Origin of the sequence: Treponema parvum (genome assembly GCF_017893945.1) — a bacterium.
Classification (GTDB): domain Bacteria; phylum Spirochaetota; class Spirochaetia; order Treponematales; family Treponemataceae; genus Treponema_D; species Treponema_D parvum_A.
The window spans coordinates 1,639,554-1,662,008 of sequence record NZ_CP054257.1; the positions used below are offsets into that span (position 1 = coordinate 1,639,554).

19 protein-coding genes are annotated in these 22,455 nt (G+C 44.7%); 3 read left to right on the forward strand and 16 right to left on the reverse strand.

Annotation, left to right across the window (positions count from 1 at the left end; all coding sequences use genetic code 11):
* Window positions 1–49 precede the first annotated feature (49 nt).
* Genes HRI96_RS07305 through HRI96_RS07315 form a run of 3 tightly spaced genes read right to left on the reverse strand, consistent with a single transcriptional unit; the run spans window position 50 to window position 3,157 of the window.
* The gene (locus HRI96_RS07305) at window positions 50–1,177 is read right to left on the reverse strand and encodes an Mbeg1-like protein (RefSeq protein ID WP_210116734.1); all 1,128 of its coding nucleotides are present in this window, start codon (window positions 1,175–1,177) and stop codon (window positions 50–52) included.
* Window positions 1,178–1,233: 56 nt separating this feature from the next.
* Window positions 1,234–2,055, reverse strand: a complete 822-nt coding sequence (locus HRI96_RS07310; protein WP_210116735.1) for an MBL fold metallo-hydrolase — start codon at window positions 2,053–2,055, stop codon at window positions 1,234–1,236.
* Between the two features lie 7 nt (window positions 2,056–2,062).
* Window positions 2,063–3,157, reverse strand: coding sequence for a M24 family metallopeptidase (locus HRI96_RS07315; RefSeq protein WP_210116736.1), 1,095 nt, complete (start codon window positions 3,155–3,157; stop codon window positions 2,063–2,065).
* 248 nt (window positions 3,158–3,405) lie between these two features.
* On the opposite strand from HRI96_RS07315, the gene HRI96_RS07320 reads away from it, so the two are divergent.
* From HRI96_RS07320 to HRI96_RS07330, 3 genes are all read left to right on the forward strand, one after another.
* Window positions 3,406–4,098: a Bax inhibitor-1/YccA family protein gene (locus tag HRI96_RS07320; RefSeq protein WP_210116737.1), complete on the forward strand. Its 693-nt coding sequence runs from the start codon at window positions 3,406–3,408 to the stop codon at window positions 4,096–4,098.
* A 137-nt stretch (window positions 4,099–4,235) separates the two neighbouring features.
* Window positions 4,236–5,672, forward strand: a complete 1,437-nt coding sequence (uxaC, locus tag HRI96_RS07325) for a glucuronate isomerase (RefSeq protein ID WP_210116738.1) — start codon at window positions 4,236–4,238, stop codon at window positions 5,670–5,672.
* Between the two features lie 125 nt (window positions 5,673–5,797).
* Complete coding sequence (locus HRI96_RS07330) at window positions 5,798–6,220, forward strand: DUF3276 family protein (RefSeq protein ID WP_210116739.1); 423 nt, start codon at window positions 5,798–5,800, stop codon at window positions 6,218–6,220.
* A gap of 247 nt (window positions 6,221–6,467) precedes the next feature.
* Here HRI96_RS07330 and HRI96_RS07335 read toward each other — a convergent pair whose 3' ends face one another.
* From HRI96_RS07335 to HRI96_RS07395, 13 genes are all read right to left on the reverse strand, one after another.
* A complete protein-coding gene (locus tag HRI96_RS07335) occupies window positions 6,468–7,058 on the reverse strand; it encodes a ribonuclease HII (RefSeq protein WP_210116740.1) in 591 nt (196 codons plus the stop codon).
* Window positions 7,058–9,175, reverse strand: coding sequence for a chitobiase/beta-hexosaminidase C-terminal domain-containing protein (locus HRI96_RS07340; protein ID WP_210116741.1), 2,118 nt, complete (start codon window positions 9,173–9,175; stop codon window positions 7,058–7,060). The genes HRI96_RS07335 and HRI96_RS07340 overlap by 1 nt, the downstream gene beginning before the upstream one ends.
* Before the next feature lie 2 nt (window positions 9,176–9,177).
* Window positions 9,178–9,780 carry a phosphoribosyltransferase gene (locus HRI96_RS07345; protein WP_210118654.1) on the reverse strand — a complete coding sequence of 201 codons (603 nt, stop codon included), beginning with the start codon at window positions 9,778–9,780 and terminating at the stop codon, window positions 9,178–9,180.
* Window positions 9,781–9,851: 71 nt separating this feature from the next.
* Window positions 9,852–11,153: a valine--pyruvate transaminase gene (locus HRI96_RS07350; protein WP_210116742.1), complete on the reverse strand. Its 1,302-nt coding sequence runs from the start codon at window positions 11,151–11,153 to the stop codon at window positions 9,852–9,854.
* 6 nt (window positions 11,154–11,159) lie between these two features.
* Window positions 11,160–13,745 (reverse strand): ATP-dependent Clp protease ATP-binding subunit, encoded by a 2,586-nt coding sequence (locus tag HRI96_RS07355; protein ID WP_210116743.1) that lies wholly within the window; start codon window positions 13,743–13,745, stop codon window positions 11,160–11,162.
* Window positions 13,746–13,904: 159 nt separating this feature from the next.
* Window positions 13,905–14,999 (reverse strand): hypothetical protein, encoded by a 1,095-nt coding sequence (locus tag HRI96_RS07360; RefSeq protein ID WP_210116744.1) that lies wholly within the window; start codon window positions 14,997–14,999, stop codon window positions 13,905–13,907.
* On the reverse strand, window positions 14,986–15,534 hold the full coding sequence (locus HRI96_RS07365; protein ID WP_210116745.1) for a UvrB/UvrC motif-containing protein: 549 nt from the start codon (window positions 15,532–15,534) through the stop codon (window positions 14,986–14,988). The genes HRI96_RS07360 and HRI96_RS07365 overlap by 14 nt, the downstream gene beginning before the upstream one ends.
* Window positions 15,535–15,549: 15 nt before the next feature.
* Complete coding sequence (locus HRI96_RS07370; protein WP_210116746.1) at window positions 15,550–16,875, reverse strand: ABC transporter permease; 1,326 nt, start codon at window positions 16,873–16,875, stop codon at window positions 15,550–15,552.
* Between the two features lie 23 nt (window positions 16,876–16,898).
* Window positions 16,899–17,669, reverse strand: coding sequence for an ABC transporter ATP-binding protein (locus HRI96_RS07375; protein WP_210116747.1), 771 nt, complete (start codon window positions 17,667–17,669; stop codon window positions 16,899–16,901).
* Window positions 17,662–18,990, reverse strand: coding sequence for an FtsX-like permease family protein (locus HRI96_RS07380; protein WP_210116748.1), 1,329 nt, complete (start codon window positions 18,988–18,990; stop codon window positions 17,662–17,664). Before HRI96_RS07380 ends, HRI96_RS07375 begins: the two co-directional genes overlap by 8 nt.
* Window positions 18,977–19,894, reverse strand: a complete 918-nt coding sequence (locus HRI96_RS07385; protein WP_210116749.1) for a hypothetical protein — start codon at window positions 19,892–19,894, stop codon at window positions 18,977–18,979. Before HRI96_RS07385 ends, HRI96_RS07380 begins: the two co-directional genes overlap by 14 nt.
* A 3-nt stretch (window positions 19,895–19,897) precedes the next feature.
* Window positions 19,898–20,773 carry a signal recognition particle-docking protein FtsY gene (gene ftsY / locus HRI96_RS07390; protein WP_210116750.1) on the reverse strand — a complete coding sequence of 292 codons (876 nt, stop codon included), beginning with the start codon at window positions 20,771–20,773 and terminating at the stop codon, window positions 19,898–19,900.
* Between the two features lie 29 nt (window positions 20,774–20,802).
* On the reverse strand, window positions 20,803–22,455 hold the full coding sequence (locus HRI96_RS07395) for a hypothetical protein (protein WP_210116751.1): 1,653 nt from the start codon (window positions 22,453–22,455) through the stop codon (window positions 20,803–20,805).

Here is a 22,455-nt window from a genome sequence, read left to right on the forward strand (position 1 = left end):
TCTGCGCGCTTATTATCTGTGCGCAAACGCGGCAAGGATCGTACACCGCTTATTTTTTCAGCGGTTTTAATATATCCGGCATTTCAGAGGCCGCAGTTTTAAACAAGAGCCGTATTATCTCTACGGTTTCTTTGCGGGATTCAGCGTCCAATCCGGCAAGAGCTTTTATGATGAGTGCAGAATTTTTAAGCCAATTCTCATAAAATTCCGTATTCGTACGGGCTTCAGCCGCACGCAAAACTTTAAATATCGTTTCCACAAATTTTTCACGGCGTTCAAGAGAAAGGCCTAAAAACCACGTGTTCAAGGTTTTTTGCACATACTTGCTGAAATTTTCAAAATCGGGCGCTTTTATAAAATTATTCCGCTCCATGTGCCATGAAAAAGGATCATGCTGCATTATTCCCGCCTGGCCGCTTTCTACGATGGTATAATCTTCAGGATGGTTGAACAACATTCCTATGATCGAAAACTGAGGATAAAAAGACCGCAAAATATCTTTTATCGAAAAAAATTCACCGCTTGCCGCAAGTTTTTCATTTAAGCCCGGCGCGTCGAATATGTAAACGTTTTTTATCTTATTTTTAATCTTTTGCGGCACGAAGGACGCCGCATACATTGCCAGATTACCGCCCTTGGAATGCCCGGAAAGATAGAGTTTACCGCAAGACCTGATTCCGCCTTTTTTGAAAATTTTTTCTATGTAAACGGCGGCGTCCAGCTGCGACGGTATCACGTCCTTAAATCCCATATTAAAGTCTTCTTTCCAGCCTACAATGGTGTCGTCCGTCCCTCTAAAAACCGCTAAGGCGGTCTTCCTATTCAAGAGCACCGTAAAAGCTGAAAACTGCTCTTCGTTTTCCAAATCGATCTTATTTATAAACCCGCAGACTTCCATATTTCCGAAACGGAGCGAAGCCCCGCAGGCTTCAAGCAGGGCCGCCGTTTTAGGGTTTATAAACTGCCCGGTGTTCGAGCGTATATTATAATCGGGCGACTTTTTAAAATCTTCGGCAAGACGGGAAACAGAAATTTTCTTGGAAAATCCGGAGGAAACGATTTCCGTATAATCAAGGTAGACAAGCTGACTTAATACGAGTGCGTCAACTTCATTAAACGGAGAAACGGAAATTGTCAAATCGCCGCGCCAGCGAACGTAATCTATAAGATCTGCCATGTTTTAGTTTTTTCGCTCCTCAAATAACCTTTGCAGCCGCTTAAAAAAACATAGAATCAGTTTTTCGAACCTGATCCCATGAGCGAAAGAGCCTTTTCCTTCCTGGCCGTAAGCATTTCAGTCCAGCCTTTAGGATTGATAAACGGATTTTTATCGCCTTCGACATAGGTTCCGGCCTTATCCAGAACAGGAATTTGTATGGGATGTGACGGCAAAGGTATGTCCGCCTTTATTTTTAGCATCTTGTCCATAGAATCGATAAATTTTCGGATAAGATCCGTAGGCCAGCCGGGATATTCGGCATAGAATTCCGGCATAAGAGTGTTAAGCCCGACGCCGCCGTGCATGGCGCATAGATATTCTTTTCCGGAAGCGTCGCGGTCTGTAAAAACGAACGAAGTAGTTCCGGGCGTATGGCCGGGCGTGAGCAATGTAGTAATCGACATATCGCCGAGCGTTACGGGCTTTTTTTCATCATAAAAATGATCGGCGTCGAAATCTATCCAATTTTCAGAGCCCAGACTTACCCATTCAGGGTGTTCTTTTTTTATCTTAAAATCCTGTTCGGACATAAACACTTTTGCTTTTGTGTATTCCCGGATCAATCTTGTTCCGCCGCAGTGATCGAAATGTCCATGACTTACGAAAAGATATTTTATGTCGTAAGGCGTGTAGTTAAGTTTTCTTATGCTTTCAAAAATCAGATACACAGTTTCGGCGAATCCCTGATCGATCAATATCAAACCGTCTCCGGTGTCTATCAGGTAACTGCCGACGTATTTTGTTCCCACATAGTAAACGTGGGGCGCCATTTGAAACGGCTCCTGCTCTTTTTCCCATTCTCTTACGGCAAAGCGGTTCAATTCGTTTTTATTCATAGTTTATTTACCTTTTGCAAAGGATCTTCCATTTTTTATCGACTTTGTTTAGAACTTCACAGCCCGTATCGGTGACGAGCACTAAATCTTCAATGCGCACTCCGAATTCTCCAGGAAGATAAACGCCGGGTTCTATCGAAAATATCATGCCGGGTTTTACGGGGTTCTTATTGGAAGAACTGACGTCGCCCTGTTCGTGATCCGTCTGTCCGATGAAATGTCCCAGACGGTGCGTAAAATAATTTGCATATCCGGCTTTCGCAATATGATCGCGCGCAGCAGCGTCAATATCGCAAAGCAAAACTCCGGGACGTATGATAGCTTCGGCTTTTTCGTTGGCTTCGCGTACCAGATCGTGTATTTTAGTAAACTTATCCGGCGCAGTTTTATAAAAGAATGTACGCGTCATATCCGAGCAATAACCGTCTTTTACGCATCCCATGTCGATGAGGACGCAGTCTCCTTCCTTTACAACAGTATCGTCGGGTTCGTGGTGAGGATCCGCGGCATTTTTGCCGAAAGAAACTATCGTTGAAAATGAAGTTCCGGAAGCCCCTTCGGCCTTAAACTGGGCTTCTATATATTCGGCGACTTCCTTTTCGGTAACTCCTTCTCTCACGAAGGCTGCTCCTCTTTCGATGCATACATCGTTGATACGGGAAGCCTCTTTCATAATCCTCTGCTCTTCGGCGTCCTTGCAAGCGCGCGCGTCGTCAACGCAATCCGAGCCTAGTAAGAATTTTGCATCGGGAGTAAGTTCACAAAGAGGAATTAAAAAACGCGCGGGCCAAACCTTATCCACTCCTATAAGGCCGTTTTTTGCGATATTCGAAGCCATGATTTTCATTACATCGTCGGTGTCGCATGTCCAAACTTCCCTGATCTTTTTTTGATCTACGTTAAAAAGTTTGTTCAAGAAAAAAACGTGATTTTTATCCGCCGAAAGATATAAGACGAACAATCGTTCATACGGCTCGTTATATATTCCTGTCAAATACCGTATACTTTTGGGGTCGCTTACAATAAGACCGTCAAGCTTCATTTTTTTCATTCCTTCAAGAACCTTGTCTATTCTTGATTGATATAAATCATCTTTATTCACACTCTCATCTCCTTCCGGCGGCATAGGCCGCGCATCAAAAATTCCGCAGAGCAAGCGTTTATCGCGGCGCAGACGTCAATAAAATTAATTTATAACACACTTACCGTTTTTATGTTTATATTGTATATTAAAAGGAGGATTTGCAAAAGATTGCAGTTCTTTATTCCATATCGGAAGGCGTATCTTTTTGGCAAATTCGTGTTTTATTTTATAAAATGTCATATTTTATGATCACGGAGGTTTGATCTATGGAAGAAACGAGAGTTTCAGTTGAAAGGGTGAATGCCCAGGCTAAACAAAAATTTTTAACCGGCGTATACGGTTGGATGTTCTTGGCGCTCGTCGTAAGCGCGGCGACGGCTTTTTTTACGGCCTCAAACACGTCCATGGTAAAACTGCTTTTTTCAAACGGTTTTATTATGATTCTTGCGTTGGGTGAAATCGCGCTCGTCTGGTGGCTCAGCGCATCTATAAGAAAGATCAGCATGCAATCCGCAGTTATAGGATTTATAACATACTCGGTTTTAAATGGAATAACGCTTTCAAGCATTCTCTTATATTATACCGGCGCGTCGGTAGCGTCCGTTTTTATCACGTGCGCGGCTATGTTCGGCATAATGAGCCTTTACGGTCTTACAACAAAGTCCAATCTCATGTCCGCAGGCCGTTACCTCATGATGGGCGTTATAGGAATAATAATCGCTTCCCTTTTGAATATCTTTATCAGATCGAATACGCTTGATTGGCTTGTGTCCGTAGTAACGGTCGTAGTGTTTACCGGGCTTACCGCCTACGATTCACAGAAGATGCTCGCCGTTTCACGAAGAGCCGACGGAAGCGAAATGTTCAAAAAAGCGGCCATAATCGGAGCTCTGGAACTTTATCTTGACTTTATAAATATGTTCCTAGCATTGCTGAGGCTGTTCGGACGCAGAAAGTAGATTAAAATTACATATTGGTTTAATTTCGACCGTATTTTCAATTCCATAAACTCTCCGTTATGCGGTATAATGGGCTTGGGTCTTAAATTGAAGGCCTAAGTCCGTTAAGCAATATGATCAAATATCAGGAGCGTGTTATGAAAAAATTCATGGATAAAAATTTTCTGCTTGAAACTAAAACTGCGCAGAAATTGTACAAGGCGGCCGAAAACGCCCCCATATGGGATTTTCACTGTCATCTTCCGCCTAAAGAAATTGCAGAAAATAAAAAATTTCCCAATTTGAGTGAAATATGGCTTGGAAGCCACGGATACGGGGATCACTATAAATGGCGCCAGATGCGCACCTACGGCGTTCCCGAATCGGTCATAACCGGAGATAACGCAGATCCTTTTGAAAAATTTATCAAGTGGACTCAAACTATAGAAAACCTCGCCGGCAATCCTTTGTACCATTGGACGCACCTTGAATTGCAGCGTTATTTTAATATATATGAACCGCTCACTACAAAGACGGCGCCGACAATATGGGAAAAGGCGAACGCTCTGCTCCAAAGCGACGAGATGTCAGTAAAAGGAATTCTAAAGAAATTCAACGTGTATGCAGTAGGAACTACGGACGATCCTGCAGACACATTGGAATATCATAAAGCGATCGCGGCGGGAACGGCTCCCATAGGCAAGATAGAAACAAAGGTAAGGCCGTCCTTCAGGCCCGACAAAGCCTTGAATATAGACAAACCGACGTTCGCGGAATATATTCCCAAACTTGCAAAGGCTGCCGGAATAAACATAAAAAATACCGACGATGTGATAAAAGCTTTGGAATTGCGGCTGGACTTTTTTGTCGAAGCGGGTTGCAAAGCGAGCGACCACGGACTCGAATTTGCTCCGTTCCGCCTTGAAGACGATGCGGAAATAAACAAGGCATTTAAAGCCGCTATGGCCGGAAAACCCGTAAGCCCTGAAATGGCGGAAGCCTATCGCACAAAGGTACTGCTCGCTTTAGGCCTGGCGTATGCAAAGCGGAACGTAGTAATGCAGCTTCACATGAACGCTATCCGCGATTTGAATAAAAAAATGTTTAAACTTCTCGGCCCCGACACGGGATTTGACGCGGTTCACGATAACAGAATGGCGGAAAAATTGAGCGGGCTTCTTAACCTCATAGAAGAAAACGGCGGGCTGCCCAAAACGGTGCTTTATACGCTCAATCCTAAAGATTATTATGTGCTCGGAACTGCAATGGGATGTTTCCAAGGAACCGTAAACGGAGAATCCGTCAGAGGAAAAGTACAGCTCGGATGCGCATGGTGGTTCTGCGATCATTACGACGGTATGACCGAGCATCTTAAAGTTCTGGGAAACTTAGGTATGCTCTCTTCGTTCGTGGGAATGCTTACCGACAGCCGGAGCTTTTTAAGCTATCCGCGCCACGAATATTTCAGAAGAATTCTTTGCAACATCCTTGGCCGTTGGGTTGAAAACGGAGAATTCCCGAACGACGAAGAGATTCTTACAAGAATGGTAAAGGATATTTCGTTTAAAAACGCTCTGAATTATTTCGGAAAATAAAAGATAAAGGGCTAGTCTCCGCAAAGTTTGCAACCTTACAGCATCGCGGCTTTGCGGAGATTTTGCATATTCTTAGAATCATTTGCGATAAAAATCCCGGTAAAATTATTAGGGAAGGAAAAATCATGGGTATACGCGGAGAACTTTTTACGACGCAGGTAATATTGGAAAATCGCTCTTATTTTTTTAATGTAAAAGAAAACAGAACCGGCGACGTTTTTATGCAAATAGTGGAAAGCAAAAGCCGTGACGGTGCGGATTTTGACCGGCACCAGATAGCGGTCTTTGCGGAAGATCTGCAAAAATTTTTACAAGGTCTTGACAGATCGCTTTCGTTTATAGAAAAGGACCGAAAAGAAAGAGCGAAAGCGCGAGCTCAGAAAAAAGCCGCCAACGATAAAAAATACGATCAAGGTACAGGAACGGTAAAAAAGAAAGTATACCGCAGAAAGGGTGAAGAAATTCCGGAAATGAAAAAAGACGACGGGATCAAACGTACGGGAAGAGTGATCCACGTAGTTTCTAAAATAAAACCTGAAAACGGCTAATACTTGAACGTTGCGTTTTGAAACTAAGACATAATAAAAAATGCACTTCCGGCGAGAACCCGTCCGCTTAGCCGCGGTCGAGCTTTTAGGGTATAATTCTGTGAGCGTAACGCTCGAAGCGGCACGCTGCCGGAACCTCGCCTCCGTACAGTTTTATTAGCTTTCAAAACGCGCCATTTAATTGAACAACGAAAGCGACGGAAAGGGGCTGCCCAAAAACTTCAGTTTTGGGGCAGCCTCCTTAATATTAATACTTGAACGTGAGCCGCTGGATGGGCGACGGTCCCAGTTCGCGGCATATTTTTCGATGTTCCAAAGTGGGATATCCCTTGTGCTTCGAATACATGTACTTCGGAAACTGTTTGTCGTATTCTATCATCAGACGGTCTCTCGCCGTCTTAGCAATTATGCTCGCCGCCATGACGGCAGGATATTTTCCGTCAGCCTTGGCTTCGGCGCGGCACGGGCATGAAATCTTGGGACAAAAAGTCCCGTCGGCAAGGGCAAAAATATTTTCCGGCTCAATTTTACAGCCTGAAACTTCGCACCAGGCGGGAAGCCTGATCAAAAGCATTTCAAAAGCAAGGCTCATAGCGTAAAGACTCGCCTGTAAAATATTTATTTTATCGATCGTTTCATGATCTACAATTCCCAAGCCCCATACGCATTTTTCTTTTATGAGTTTTTCAGCCTCAAAGCGTTTTTTTTCCGACAGCTTTTTTGAATCGTCCAGCGTTTGAACGGGAAAATCAGACGGCAATATGACGGCTCCTGCGCACACGGGGCCAGCGATGGGTCCCCTGCCCGCTTCGTCAAGTCCGCACATAATCTGCGCCATCAAAAACCCTGTGTTTTATTGTTTGAGTCTTCGAAGATCTTGACGGAAGGATCGGTCCATACGGCTTGAGACGTGCGCGACAAAGAAATTTCTCCCGCAAAGGAATTATCCGTCATGCGGCAGCCGCAGCCGAACAATTCGGCTATGCGCCCCATAGAGCCTACGGTTTTACAAGACGACGAGCGAAGTTCAAAATGTCCGCCGTGCAATGAAAAGGCAACTGCGGTTTTAGCTACAGCGGAAACGCGGCAATTAAAAACGCTTATGCGGGTATCTGACGCGGAAATTAATGACGAATATGATCTTGCCTGACTTACAAGGCCAGTGTTTTTAAAAAGCACAATCGACGACGCCGACTGGACGACGGAACCGGAGTCTTCAAAAAGCGCCGCAATTTCACAGTTATCTAAAGACAAAATTGCGTTTTCAAGCGAGAACAGCGATTTAGCTTCTTTACGGTCGGTAGAAGTTTTGGTTATGGCGCAGTTTTCAATTTCAAGGCTTGAAACGCGAAGGTCAAAGGATGTTTCAGGCGCGAACACCAAACAAGCTCCGTCAGAGCCTGAAATTTTGCAGTTGGCCGGTAAAACGATACGTTTGGACGGCATTACAAGCTTTCCGCGGACATGAAGATTTATAAAACGCGGTAAAAATCGTGTAAATTCAAACTGTTCAAAAGAAGTAAAGGGACGTTCTTTGGTTCCGTCCGCGAGAGTCGGATTCGAACCTGAATCGAAATAATAATTACATACGTCTATAACTGCGCTGTACTCCGAAGGAATGCTCTTGTTTCCAGCCGCATCCTGAGCGTAAACGGAAATTTTATTATACACGGGCCGTTCGGGATTCGCGGCGATCCGCAAAATGTTTCCTTTAAATTCCGTGTATTTTTCAAGAGCGACGGAATCAAAAAAATCCTTCGAAGGAACCGGAGCTGAAAAATCGCTTTCAAGTTCTAAAGGAGAACTTACTGCGCAATAAATGCGCGATTTTTTTTCGCTCACGATGTTTATATCGAGAGGCGCGCGGATCCAAAAACCGGAAACGGACGGTATAAGCGCGGGCGGCGCAGGCGGGCGGCGGTCTATCCTATACCGCACTGACAAGTCGCCCTGATAAACGTTATCCGCATACAAGGAAAAAGTGAGTTTTTCCGAAACGGAATCTCCTTCAAAAACATCTATGCACATTTCGGAAAAAAGTCCCGGTGAAAGCGTATTTTTTACTCCGAGATTGTCTTTATTTCGGCTGGAAACTGAAATTTTATATGTGCCGCTTTGAGTTGCCGAATAAACTACGGAACCGTCCGCGCGCCGATCTTCAACAAGAACCGCTCTGGGCGGAAGTTCAAAAGAATAAATCGGATTTCCCGCCTCAAAAGCCGCCGATTGCCACCGTATGGTATGGCTTTCATAGCGGTCTATTTCAACAGGATCTCCCGCAGGGCGCCACCACCCGCCGTCAATGCTGTAGATAAGCGTTTTGTCGTTAAAAGAAATCGTCGTCCAGTTTTCAACGGAAAAAGGAACGCTGCGCTCATTGATTATACCGTATGCAGAAGACACATGTATTATGCCGCGCCAAAACGAATTTCCGTCGGTAAGCGTCAAAGGAACGTAACGCGACACGGAACAATCGGAAGAAAGGGAAAGTGTTTTTGCAGGCAGATAAATCACAGCACCTTCGCCGTCTTCTTCTCCTATTGCATAATTAAAAGACGAGGGAATCGCGATCTTAGAACCGGGAACGTATTCGTAAACGGGAGAGTTCAAAAACGTGTAAAAAAAAGACTTGGTATCTTCTTCTCGGCTGTGTTCCGTAACGGTATATGAAACGCTCTTTTGAGTGCGCCTTCCGTTTTCATCTATGGAAACGATACGGATTTCGACGTCGCCGGCAACGTCGATAACAACAGGATCGTCATAGGCAAAACCTGAAACAAGAGGATCCGATCCGTTTACGGAATAATATGCGATTTCACCTTCCGGTAAAACAAGCAAAAGCGTCTGTTTGTTCGCCCACGTACCGGGCACGGGGTTTACTATTGAAAATTCCGCAAAGGCCGCAAAGCAAAATAAAAAAAGAGAAAAAAGAACTGTAATTCTTTTTAGTTTCATACTCACCCTAGAATAGGTTCAAGAATGCCGCGGAGATCCGGATCGTCTTTATAATAATACTCTTCAAGCTCTTCTTTTGACAATCCCACAAGCTCATGACTCAGATAGTGAATCCAAAGATCTTCTTCAGGTTTTCGGATATCGAAGCGTCTGCACCAATAGTCCGGTTGGATCGGCTGCCTCTCTTTATAAGTAAAATGTTTATAATCGTGAACCACAACTTTTATATCGCAGCGCGGAATACCCTTTTGCAATAGAATTTCCACAAGGGCGTTTATCGTTCTGCCCGTGTCAAAAATATCGTCCACAAGCATGATTTTGTCGCCGTGCCTAAGATAATTGGGCTCGTACGTCCAGCCGTCAATCATAACCTTGTCGTTCTGACGAATGTCGGAATAAGAGCGCGCCACCACGGCTGAATACAATACGGGATGGAAATCCTTTCGGACGATTTTAAAATATTCGCTGATCACGTTTGCCATGTACGCTCCGCCGCGAAGCGAACTGTATATTACATCGGGAATAAATCCTTCGTGATATATACGGTGCGCAATTTTAAGAGCATTGTTACGAACAACATTATACGGCAGAAATTCCTTATTCATACTGAACCCCATTATCGCAATTTTACCCTATTACAGTGTTAGCAGGCAAGCAGGCACATTCGTTTTCCGCTTCAACAGTATTTTCTGTATACTTCGGAAATTATTCTTATTCCTTCTTCCGTTTCTTCTGCAGGGCGCGAATAGTTAAGCCTGAGACACTTGTCATAGTGCGGATGATCTTTTAACGGCGGAAAAGAACCGTCACTCGCATCGCCGAAGAAAAAATATTCGCCGGGCACGACTATAACTCCGCGCTTTTTAAGCTCACAGTATAATTCTTTTGTAGTTATTTTAAGGTCGAAGAGCAATAGCCACAAAAATATCGATCCTTCACTTTTGTGAACGGCATAATTCGTTCCTGAAAAATACTTATGGATCCACGTTTGAGCGTCTTTGGATCTTTTCTCATAAAACGGGCGGACTATGTTTTTTGCGCAGTCAAGAAGTTTTCCGCTTCTTATGAGGCTTGAGGCGATCGCCTGTCCCGCGCTTGCGGTTGTCAAAGAAACGATGGCATTGATGTTTGAAATAGCCTTTGCGACCTCTTTTTGCGCGATAATAATGCCGGTTCTCATCGACGGCAGTCCTATTTTTGACATGCTCATGGACAAGATGACATTTTCCGAAAAAAACGGGCCGGCGCTGTCCGTAAAAATAATGTCGGGCCACGGAAGCCCGTAAGCGTTGTCTATTATCAAAGGAATGTCGTAGCGCACGGCAAGTTTTGAAAGATGAAGAATTTCATCGTCGGTTAGGACGTTTCCCGTAGGGTTTGTAGGGCGGGTTACGCATAGGGCGCCGACGTTGTCGTGTTCTGCAAGATATTTTTCAAGTACGAGAAAATCAACTGAATATTTAAAAGTATGGTCGTCGAAAATTTCAAACAAGGCCGGAATCCCGACGAACATATCTTTTTCTATTCCCTGATCGGCGTAACCTATATATTCGGGAACAAGGGGAAACACTACAGTCTTTTTTTCGGCAACGCCGCTTTCGGTACTTGTGCCGCCGAACAGATTGAAAAGATAAAACATTGCGGTTTGGCTGCCGTTCGTTACGGCGATATTTTCCGAAGTGATATCCCAGCCGTATTTTCCGGAAAGGCAGCGGGCAATATCGTCCAAAAAAGAAACTCTTCCGCCGGGAGCGTCGTAGCGCCCGATCAATTGACCGAACGAATCGTCCGCAGCCATTATCTTTGCCATTTCGCTGCGATACATTTCGTCAAGTTCGGGGATGCGGGCCGGATTTCCTCCGCCCAGCTGAAAGGAAGGCCCCGGCGGTAAGGGTTGTCCAAGATCGTCCATAAGCTGCAATATGCCGGAATTTTCGGTAAGTTTTTTACCGAAATCTGAAAAATTTAACCTTTGCATCGTAAATCACCGTGCGGCTTCAATAAGGGGTTTTTCGGCCGTTGCCGGATGATTCGCCTTTCTTTTTTTGCGGAATTTTACCGTCAAGGAATCCTTGCCTTTATCCACAAAGACAGTATCACCCGTTTCGCCTTCGCCTGAAAGGATGATTATCGAAAGAGCGTCTTCTATTTCTCTTTGTATGAGACGGCGCATCGGACGGGCCCCCATAGAAGGATCATAGCCGTTGTCTACAAGATAAGAGCGAGCCTTTGTGCTGAGAGCCAACGAAAATCCTTTTTCTTCAAGGCGCTCTTCAAGTTCCAAAAGCTGTATGTTCAGTATCGATGAAACCTGTTCTCGATTTAAAGCGTTAAAAACCACAACGTCGTCTATGCGGTTTAAAAGTTCGGGACTCATGATTTTTTTCAATTCGGCGATTGCTCCCGCGCGAATTTCATTATACGGCATAAATTTTTCTTTGCTTGCGGAAAAACCTACATGGCTTTCTCCCGTAATTTCGCGCGCGCCTGCGTTGCTTGTCATTATGATAACGGTGTTCCTGAAATTCACCGTATGGCCGAGATTATCGCTTAACTCCCCTTCTTCCAGAAGTTGAAGCAAAAGATTGAAAATGTCCGGATGAGCTTTTTCGATTTCATCAAGCAAAATAACCGAGTAAGGCCGGCGGCGAACCTGTTCGGTTAAAATTCCGCCTTCGTCATATCCGATGTAACCCGGAGGCGCGCCCACAAGACGACTGGCGTTATGTTTTTCCATGTAGTCGGACATATCAATCCGTATGAGAGAATCGTCGGTTCCGAACAGAAATTTCGCAAGCGTCTTTGCTAGCTGTGTTTTTCCTACGCCCGTAGGCCCTAAAAATATAAACGAGCCTATGGGACGCTTTACGGAAGACACGCCCGCACGGTTTCTTCGGACCGCGCTCGAAATAAGATTGATGGCTTCGTCTTGACCTATCACTTCCTTGTGAATTTCTTTTTCCATAGTCAAAAGACGCCTGGCTTCGCTGTTATCCAATTGAGCGGCGGGAATACCGGTCATATTGCTTATTATTTTACACACATCCTGTTCGGTTATGTGTTTTAAAGTTTGTCCGTTTTCCCGCCAGTAACGGCTGAAAATTTCCAGTCTTTCTTTAAGAGCCTTTACCTTGTCGCGAATGAGGGCGGCCTTTTCATAATCCTGTTCCCTTACGAGGCGTCTTTTTTCTTCGCCCAACTCTTCTATATTTTTTTCAAGCTCCACAAGTTCGGAAGGCCTGTCGTCTTCCTGAATTTTTTTTGCCGCGCCGGCTTCGTCCAAAATATCAATGGCCTTGTCGGGCAAAAACCTTTCAGGTATATAACGATGGGCGAATTTTACAATGGCGGGAATCACGCCTTCGTCGTAAACTACGCCGTGAAAATCTTCATATTTTTTACGTATTCCTTCAAGAATTTTTGCCGTATCGGTGTCGGACGGCTCTTCGATTCTTACGATCTGAAATCTTCTTTCAAGAGCGGAATCTTTTTCAACATATTTGCGATATTCTTTTATAGTTGTCGCTCCGATTATCTGAAGTTCTCCGCGGCTCAAGGCAGGCTTTATCATATTGGAAGCGTCCAGCGTGCCTTCCGGCCCGCCCGCCCCGATTATAGTATGAAGTTCGTCCACAAAAAGTATGATGTTTTTAGAATCGTTTATCTCTTTCATCATGCGCTTCATGCGCTCTTCAAATTCGCCCCTGTACTTTGTTCCGGCGATCATCGCAGCAAGATCCAGCGACAATATCCGTTTTTTTAAAAGGTTTTTGGGGACGCTTCCTTCAGCAATCCGCTGAGCAAGACCTTCTACGATCGCGGTTTTACCTACGCCCGGCTCTCCGATCAAAACGGGATTATTTTTCGTACGGCGCGAAAGAATCTGTATGACGCGGAGAATTTCAATGTCGCGGCCTACGACAGGATCAGTTTTTCCTTCTACGGCGTTTGCGGTAAGATCGCGGCTGAATTCGGCCAAAAACGATTTTTGAGCGTTTTGTGCAGACTGAGATCTGCCCTGCGTCGGAGAAGAAGAAATCACTTCAGGCCGTTTTGCATTCCCTTCCCCCATAAGACTCTGAAAAACTGAAGCGGCAAGACTTTTTGCAGACTTCGGAGAACCCGAAGAGGGAATTCTGGCTTGAATATCGCGAAGAGTATTTATAACGTCATCCAGATTTACGCCCGCTTTTTGAAAAAAATGGGACGTAATGCTGAGATCCTCACGGATAGCGGCGATGACAATGTGTTCCGTGCCTATATACTCATTACGAAGAGAACCCGATTCGGCCGAAGCGACGTCGAGCATATTATTGAACCTGCGCGACAGGGGAAGATCGCCGAAAGAATTGACAGGAGTGCGCACGGTTAGACTTTGCTCAAGGGTAAGCTGATATGTTAAAATATTTATGTGAAGCGTCTGTAAAAGAATAAATCCCAAACCGTCACCGCTTTTAAGCAGCGCCAAAAGCACGTGTTCGGGATAAAGGTAATCGCTTCCGCTCTTTCGCCCTTCGTCTTGCGCAAGAGAAGCGATAAGACGGTGAGCTCTTGGAGAAAATTGTTTCATAAAATTCCATCCTGTTATGTGACAGCTTGAGTAAATTATACACTCAATACGGCAGGCAAGTCAAAACCGGGCAAAACTCAGGGGCACTCTTCCTGTTTGGGTTTACGCCGTAAAGCCGGACGCGCTTTTATGCGTGACCGCAGCCGATCAGCACCCTGTTCAGGCGTCCGCAAAGCGTATGTTTTCAAACGATTCCTGCAAGATAAGAGCCCTTAAACGGTCCGTCTTTAACTTAATATCGCTTTCGATGTCTTTTTCAAACTTAAAATTTCCGTTTTTGAGAACGAACTGAACGTGCCCGTCCCTTGTACGGTACAAAAGCGCGCACAGTTCTCTGTTTTCAATTCCCGTTAAAAGCTTTAAATTTACGGCCCACTTTATATTGGATATGATCTCTACGGCTTCGCGGTTTGTTATAAGCCGTGAAAATTTGACTGTAGCATAAGAGCGGGAAATAATATCGCGCACGGCCGTCGGTATATTTTCGGCATATTCCCTTGTAAACTTTCGTTCTGTTTCAACGAGGTTGACTATTGAAGAAGCCAGTGAAAATATCTGATCGAATTCATTGCCGGTAAAAGATGAAGACGTGGAAACCTCATAATAAGCGCCCAAAGCCGATGAAAAGGATGAAGACGAACCGAAGCAAGCGCTGAAAACACAGCCGTTTTTTTGAAGGGAAGATGAAATTTCAGGAATTTTTCCGACATAGGACAGCGACGGAAGATGAAGCCGCACGGATATTTTCATTCCGCTGCCTACGTCGCTCACCGACGAAGTTAAAAAACCGAATTCGTAGGAAGCTGCAAATTGCAGTGATTTTTGAAGCTGATCGTCAAGAGATCTGCAAATTTCATAACAAGCCTTACAGTCGAAACCGGTTACAAAAGACGCGATGCGAAGATGATCCTTGCTGTTTACAAGACAAAAAAGATCGTCTTCAGCTCCCATTACAATACCGCTGCCGGGCTGATCGTCGATAAGTCCCCGTTCCGTAAGAATTTTAATTCCGCTGTCATCTATGCTTTTTAAGGCGACGGTTTGATACGAATCTGGATCTTCAACCTTTGAAAACGAATCGAACACAAGCGTTTGCACACGAGAAGCATCGTCGCCGCGAAAATGCGAAGGAAAAGGAAAATTCGCAAGGTTCCGCGCCAAGCGCACCCTTGTCGAAAGCACCACATCGTTGTCTTTTCCGTCTTTAGAATACCAGGAACCTGCGGACGACGAGTCAATGTTATTTTTTTTCATTTCCATCTTCCTCAGGAAGAAGTTCGCCAGAGCCGTCTGAAACCGAAGATCTCTCCAACGCCTTTAGATAATCGCGATACATGGCGGCTTTTTCATAGTTTTCGCTTTTTAACGAAGCGTTAAGTTTTGCCTGAATGTCCATGCGGTCGGTAATACGGGAGCGAAAAGAAGTAAGTCTTGCAGGCATAGATCCTGTATACGGCCCCAAAATGTTTTTCGCTTTGAGCATTTCTTTTATTTCAGAAGAAAAAACCGAATAGCATTCCGGGCATCCTGTATAACCCGTGCGTTTTATGCCGGAAAGACTCTGTCCGCATACCGGGCAAAGGCGGGATTTTTCTTCATAAGAAGTTCTTGTTTTTTGGGCAAAATCCGAAAACAAAGAACCTATCGAGCTTTCGATGGATTTAGGATCGGGGGATATTCCGTATTTTACGGCGCATTCCATGCACAAATTTATCTTTTTTTTACCGGCGACGCTTAATTGCTCTATAAATAAAACGGCTTCGTTTTTACGGCAAAAGTCACACACCATAAACCGCTCCTTGCGCTAAGTTTTTCTAAAAGTCTCAATTGGCTTTTCACTTCCGGCGCGCAGGGCGGGAAGCGCCGACGCGGCCAGAGACAAAAGCAAGGTTCCTACCGCTACAACCGACAATTCAAAAAGCGGAATCACTACGGGTATTGTCTGAAGATAATAGGCGGGATCCATCAATTCCAATTTTGTAAAACCGTTCCCGTTTCCTTTCATTAAAAGATACACAAATTTCATGCCGAAGTTTAGTAATTTTTCAATAAATAATAAAATTTTATTGATATTTACGGCGCACAAAATACCTGCGGGAAGACCGGCCAAAAGTCCGCCGAGCCCGGTAACCGTTCCCGTTATCAAAAATGAAAGCGTTATGCCCCGCTTCGTCGCGCCGAAACTTTTTAAAACCGCAATTTCACGGCGGCGTTCCATAGAAAGCATGATGAGAGCTGAAAATATATTCACCGAAGCTACAAGAACGATTAAAAGCATTATAAAAAAAAGCAGCGCCTTCGTAGAAGCGAAATTCTCATATTCGGAAACGTTAAGTTCATCCCAGCGGTACACGCGGATATTTTTGCCAGCAGCTCTTTGAACTTCGTAGGACAGGCGGACCAAGTCGGAAGAAAAAGCGTCCTCCGTTTCAAGTTTTATGCTTATGTCAGAAGATTCCGGATCAAGGACGGACAGTCCTTTTTCAAGCGGAATAAAAACCCAAAGAGAATCGAGTTCCTGATATCCGCATGAAACTATACCCGCCACGGTAAAAACCGTTACGCGCGGCACAAGCCTTCCTGCAATAAATTTTGAAGTTACAAGCCTGAACGAACTTCCTTCCGAAAGTCCGAGATCCGACGCTATTTTTTTTCCTATAACCGCCGAATTTTGCGAAAGAGTAAGATCCGCCCTTCCTTCCGCAACCGAAAACAAGGACATGTACGAGCGATTTTTTTGAAAAATATCGCTAGGAACGGCGCGAACCGCAGCCCCCGTTCTTCCTGCGGAAGATAACGCAAGGGCGGCCCCTTCAATTTCAGGGTAAGAAGAAACTATGCCGTTTATTGACAAAAGTTTTTTTGCCGCACTGTCCAAATATTCCAAAGACAGGCCGTTTTTTCCGGGTGCTAAAAAATCCGCCTGCAAATGCGAAGACGAAAGCCCTATGATACGCTGAGTTATCCCTTCGATCATCCCTTCCGCGACGCTTAAGACTACGATCAAGGGAACAAGGCTTATGCTTATGCACAACAAGGCGCCGAGCAAACTTCTGTGAGCGGAAGATTTTTTTTCTATGCGCGGAAATATCAGGCGGCGCGCAAAAAGTAAAGAAGAATTCAAAGTCATATATGATCCTAATTTAAACCTTCCTATTCTGATCGAATCTCTTGCCCGCCGCTCCCTGTCAGCCTTACCAAGGTTCCGTCTTTTATAGTATAATGAATGTTACCCATCGAAGCCAAATTAAGATCGTGAGTGACAAGAACCAAGGTCTTTTTATATTGTTCCGTCATTGAAAAAAGCAGTTCACCGATCACAGCGGCGTTGGCGGGATCAAGGTTTCCCGTAGGCTCGTCGGCAAGCAAAAGCTCAGGATCGTTTACAAGCGCACGGGCGACGGCGACTCTCTGTCTTTCTCCCCCTGAAAGTTCCGACGGCAAATGTGTTTCACGGTTTGAAAGCCCTACGTCATTTAAAAGTCGCCTCGCCCTTTCTTCGGCTTCTTTTTTAGAAAGCCCCGCCATGTATGCAGGCATAAAAACATTTTCAAGAGCCGTAAAATCCTTAAGCAGATAATGAAATTGAAATATCATTCCCAAAAATGAAGAACGGTATTCCGCAAGGGAATCTTCATCCAAAGAAGTTATACAATAAGGACCTATGTTTACGATTCCCGCAGTTACGCTGTCAATACCCGATAAGATATTTAAGAAAGTACTTTTGCCGCAGCCGCTTTCTCCCGTTATTACGGCCTTTGCACCGTACGGAATATTGCAGTCAAGATTTTTTAAAACCGTAAGTTTTTCACCGGAACCGGTATACGTCTTTTCCAATCCCGAAATCCTAATAATATGGTGTAAATTTTGATTTTTTATCTCTGTCTGTTTTTCAAAATCAATGAAGTTTATAGTATCACTCATCCCGCAGAACCTCCGCAGCCTTTAATTTTAAAATCCCCATGCTTGCAAGCCATGATGCGGCGAGGGATGAAAATATACCGAAAACCGTTATGATGAGAACTTCATGCATAAATATCCGTGCGGGAAGCCCCGCATAGACAAGATACATGGGATTTTCATGCAAGTATGCGGCGTTTTCGGGAGAAAAAAGCATGGTAAAAAAATACTGTATCCCGTAGGTAAAAAAAGAAAGAATCTTAAATATCCTACCGGTTTGAACGCTGAGCAAAAGCCCGAGCGACAGCCCGCAAAAGGCGCCAGTCACGCCTGTAAGGAATCCGCGGAAGATAAATACGGCCTGTATCATCCTATTTTTACCGCCTAAGGCCGATAAGATTGAAATTTCGTTGCGCCGCTCATATACCATCCGCTTCATACTATTAAAAATGTTTATGCATACGACGACGAATATTAAAAAAACGAACAGCATGAGCATGTTTTTTTCCACGCGAAGGGCTCCGAAAAAAGAACGGTTGTAGCTTTTCCAGCTTTCAGCATTAACCTGTGGGAAACGGTTTTTTATTTCGTTTATGAACGATTCCGACTGAAATTGATCAAAAAGTTTTATACCGTAGATTTTTTTCGGCTGCGAGCCGAAGTATTTTTCACCGGCATTAAGACCTATAAAAGCGTAGCCGGAATTTATTCCCGCGTAACCTGTATGAAATATGCCGGCGACGGTAAAAATTCGTTTGGAAGAAAGCATTTCCACGTCGTTCCCGCCGGAAAGGGCAAGAAGGTTCACGGTGTTTCCGATCCGTACGCCGAGTTTGGAAGCAAGAGAAGATCCCAGCACTATTAAATCTTTATCGCCGGAAGAAGAAAGATCAAATTCGCCGCGTATCACGTTTACTTCGCGTTCAAATCCTTCGTCAAGCTCAAAAATGTTTTCAGGCAGGGCGCGTATCAAAGCGGCCGCTCCGCCGGAGGCGTTTCCTACGATAAAGCTCTGCGACTCATAAAACGGAATAAGCGTTTTAACGCGGAATCCGCTTTTATGCTTGGAAGATTTTAAAAAATTTCCGCAATAATTCTCAAATTCTTCCGTTAAATCGGAACGTACGTTTTCAATGCGCACGTGATACGAACTTACTTCCATTATTGCATCTATAAAACTCATCTGAAAACCGTTCATAACACTTAACACGGCTATTAAGGTCATGACGCCGAAACATATCCCGAGAGAAGCTAATCGAGAAGCGAGAGCGGACCTTCCGGACATATCTACATTTGCAAAACGGCGCGAAACAAAATATACCCACAAAAATTTATTCAATTTCATATTCTATCCTGTTTTGTAGGCGTCCGTTCAAAAAAAAATTTTCTTCTTTTTTTATTCCGTGCTTGTACAGAGCTTCGACGGTAAAACCGCCGTCAAAATATGAAGTCTCCGTATATGCGTCTATATCCGAAAAAATGCGTTTAAATCTCATGACGCCGTTATCGTAAAACACGTAATCGGGCTCTTCTCCCGGCGCGTCATAGGAATACACGCTTTTTTGCGAATTTTTTTTTCCGCCTGCGTACCCGTGTTTTTCATATTCGAGAATCCTGTTTTCATCGTCGTATTTCCACAAAAGCGATTCCGATAAAATCAAGTTTTGTTTTTGCGCGGCGGCGTCAGGTTTTAGATCTCGCAAAATATCGGACGAACCGCCGGCCGTCGCCGAGTTGTCGGCGGCTGAAATAGCCGAGCTGGCTGAGCTTTCGGTCTTTCCGGATATTTTCAAATACGTATGCTGTTCGGCTTTTAGACCCCGTTCGTTAAAGACGACCTCGGTAATTTTTTTTTCGGCAAAATTTTCAATAACGCATTTAAACGGAACGGCGGATCCGGCGTCATAAAAAAAAGTTTCGGTCAGTAAAACCGAAGATTTTTCTGCAGGAAAAACGATATTCCAGTGTTCCTTCGATACTAAGCGCATGTTTTCATCGTATTTACGGCGGACGGTAAGGTCTTCGTAAGAATCGGTTAAAAAGACCGAAAGATTAAAGGCGTCTACGGAAAAGGTACCGTATTCGCCCGCATAAAGGCTTCGAAGTTTGCCCGCGGCGTCAAAATGTGCTTTTGTCTCGCGTGTTTCTGCAGCGGCAGGTTCCGCCGCACGCGCTTTTACAGAACCGAATAAAAAGCACGAAAAAAGAGCGTACAAAAAAAATATACGCCGCCCGGAATTTATTTTCACCGTTCATTCTCCGATAAAACCGTAAACGTAACTTTTCACGTCAAAAAGCGAAATGTCGCCGTACTTTTCGCCCGTGCACACAAAGGCGACGGGGATTCCAAGCTCTTTACATATAGAAACGGCTATTCCTCCCTTGGCGGTAGAATCATATTTTGTAAGGATGATCGCATCCAAGCCTACCGCTTCATTGAACACTTCCGCCTGCCGCAAGGCATTTTGTCCTGTAGTCGCATCTACTACGAGGAGCTTTTTATAACAGCCCGGCGAAGCTTTTTGAAAAGAAATTTTATCGATTTTTTGAAGTTCGCGCACAAGGTTTTCTTTGTTGTGAAGACGCCCTGCGGTATCGGCGATCACAAGGCCGCCGCCGGAAGCGTTGACGGATTCTGCGGCGTCAAAAACCACGGCCGACGGATCCGAGCCGCTTTGGTGATGTATCACGCGCACGTTAAGTTTTTTTCCGTGCATGATAAGCTGTTCTATTGCGGCGGCACGGAAAGTATCGGCGGCGGCAAGAATCACACTATTACAGCCGCTTTGGGTAAAATACGAAGCCATCTTTGCAGCAGTGGTGGTCTTTCCCACTCCGTTCACGCCTAAAATCATCCAAATATTGGTTTTTCCTTCTTCGGGTTTCAGCACGGCGGATTTTACGTCGGACGACAAAAGTTCTGCAAGTTTTTGCATTACCGCGCTTTTATCCGAAAGATTTTCCGAGCGGCAGATTTGTTCAAGTTTTTCTACAATCTCAAACGAAGTTTTCGCTCCTACGTCGCCTTCTATGAGAGCGTCCGTAAGATCTTCGAAAAAAACATCGTCTTTTTTGTCATGAGATGAAAAAAGCGATTTTATTTTTGATGCAAATGATATTTTAGCCATGATATTTCCTTAAAAATTCCGTATCGGTTTTATTTTTGTTCCGCACTGTTTCTTTTATCCGGAACATTCGCAGTCTTTGCGCCCTTTTTTATCTTTGCAGTCTTGGGCAGCACCGCGTTCGCCGAATAAAGATATCGCACAAGCTGATAACCGAAAACGGCTCCGAGAGAAACCGATACGCCTACGCACGCAAGAGATCGCGATCTCCACCTTTCAACTTCGTTAGCGGCGATAACGTCCTGCCTGTTTAATTTATTTATATACGTTCCGTAATTGTAAAACGTAAACGGAAGCGACACAATAAACGCGCTGTAGGCAGTATACATTCTGCGCCGACGTTTTTCAATGTTGGCGCTGACATCGTAATCTATGACAGGAACCGTTATGTTTCCGTCCCGTTTCCGGTCTTCACGCAAAATATCTTCCGGAATATAAAAAAACGATGAAATTCCGTCTTCGCCGGTAAAATGTCCTATAACCGCGCCGCCGTCAATTTCAATCCGGGCGTGGGCGCCGGGGCTTTCAACGGCAAGCTCTCTCACTGCCTCCGTAGACAGAACGCCTGCGACGGGATTTAAAAGATCTATTTCAATAACTCTCGGATCCACTCTCGCCATATTTACGCTGATATCATAGGAGCTTTTTTCCGAAAAAGAATAAGTAGCGCTCACATTGCGGAAACCTTCCGCCTCAAAAGAAAGCACATGTATTCCCCGCTCTGCAGCAATACTTTTAGGCAGCTTCGGAAAAACTATTCCGTCAAGGCTCACGGAAACTTTGGAAGCCGCTTGAGCGGGCTCTACCGAAATATTAAGGATCACCGGAGGATTATTGGCTATGAACGGCATAAGGGCTCGCGCAAGATTTCTTGCGATCTGCAGAGGGGATGAAAGCAGCCCTACTTCGGTAACCGTTCCGCCGGACACTCCGCCGGGATACAAATGAAGTTCCGCCGTTACTGCGGCGTAGCCCCCGTACGACGAAATCGTGCCGCTTACGAGCCCTCTTATGTTCGCCGAATTAACGGCGCTTTCAAATTTGTAATCCGTAAAGTCGTTTGGAACGGCTTCTTCGGGCGCGCTGAAGAGTTTGGAAGCGTCGTTTCCATAAAGCGTTATCTTTTCAGGCGGCGCGGTAAAAAATTCTTTTCGGCCGGCAGGCAATGCCCAGAAAAAATCTTCGCTAAGCATGTCGGAATAATATTTTTCACTTATTCTGTCCGATTCTACAAGGTTTTCGGTAATTTTTGCGCGAAGCTCGTCTATCTCTTTTTCCTTTTTAGCGATCTCTTTTTTAAACTTGTAGTCGCTTAAGTTCCTCAATATGATGGCGTCGCGGTCCTTTTCCGCCTTTGACAGTTGAAGAAACAAAGAAAGCCGTGCCGTGCGGAGGGAATCCGAGTCGCGGCTTAACATTTCACGGGCTGAAGGGGTTCTTGAAGCTCCTGAGTATACTTGCTCAAGGATAAGTTTCGGAATATTTTCGGCAACGGCGGCGGAAGCTTCGTCCGTCATAATTTCGTTTGTAAATTTAAAAGGAACTGCGGCCAGCGTCCAAGTTTTTTCTTCTTTTTTCCTTGAGTCCGAAAGACCGTCGGCACTTTCGGCATAAAATGTATTTTCGACATAAAAACACAGAAAACACAGAAAACAATGGATCAACAGTTTTTTTGACCGGCACAT